At 51.6% G+C, this 1129-nt stretch carries 1 protein-coding gene; it reads right to left on the bottom strand.

Annotated features, from left to right (window positions below):
* Positions 1-342 precede the first annotated feature (342 nt).
* Positions 343-606 (bottom strand): hypothetical protein, encoded by a 264-nt coding sequence (locus AXW79_RS23085; RefSeq protein WP_011898726.1) that lies wholly within the window; start codon positions 604-606, stop codon positions 343-345.
* Positions 607-1129: the final 523 nt, after the last annotated feature.

A 1129-nucleotide genomic window follows, 5' to 3' on the forward strand; every position in this document is an offset into this window, starting at 1 on the left:
TATCTCGAGTTTATTGGGTAAACGACCATGGTGACATTCGACTATCGGAGCGGCATTTTGGAAGCTGCTGATACCAAGACTGGCTATGAATGGTGTTGGTTTAAAGGGGACTCGGAGATAACGAGAAGTATTGAGGGGGAACTGGCCGGTTCGCTCAGTGTGCCCCCCGATGCGTCGGTTGTGGCCGTTAAAACGATCATTCGTGGTGACGCCAAGCGTTAGGGAAGGTGGCGTTATGGTGCTCGGAGGGATAAAAGGAGTTGCGTACGCTACGGATTGAAATAGGGTGGACTAGGTTATTAAGTGTATGCATGTCCGCCCTATTTGAACTCATAAGTATTATTATTTAAGGTCTGGCGCGATAATTTTTCTCTTTAAATCCATATCGTGTCGCCAGCTCATTCCGTCATTTTCTACCCATTCAGATAGTTGCTCACAGGTCAGTGGTTTTCCTGCATTAAGGTGAAAAAAAATCATGGCTACAGCCTGATGATAACCTCTGCGATATGACCCCTCAGATTGTGGATCTGCTGGCCCCATATCAGATAGCGGCCCCATGAATCCGGCAAGCAATTGGTCAATATTGGGACGTTCATTATCACTCATGTTTTTAAACCTCGATGTTGATGTAACGGCATTTCCCGATATCAATATCTCACGCATTACCCAGCCTTTCCAACTGCAAACTATTGACACCTATGCATGACCGCAAGCGGTCGCGCTGTCATGCTGCGCATCGAGTCAGCGAAAAGATGCTGTCTCGCCCCTTCGGGTTTCCATCGCTCATGCCTACGCCTCTGCGAGGCTGCGCGCTCCGCTTGCCGCACCCGTGGCCAGCTTCATCGCTCTGCCTTGCCCCTCTAAGCCCTTCACCGCCAGGCAAACTAACACGCCGGTCGCCGCTGCCAGTGTTCGCTTCGCCATCTCCTCACCCGTTCGCACTCTCTTCGTTCGCTTGCGCTGCGGCTTGCGGGGATGCACAGGCATCGTCTCCCTTGTCGCGTGTTGTTTCCCTTTCTTGCGGCGAAGAACTCAGAGAGGCAAATCACATCAAGCAACGCAGTAAAGAGCCACGGGCGCTGAAAACCTTAACGCGCGGCTCGGAATCTAGTGAATCGCCCCTGGTTTT

Source organism: Aeromonas salmonicida subsp. salmonicida (assembly GCF_001643305.1).
In the GTDB taxonomy this organism is placed as follows: domain Bacteria; phylum Pseudomonadota; class Gammaproteobacteria; order Enterobacterales; family Aeromonadaceae; genus Aeromonas; species Aeromonas salmonicida.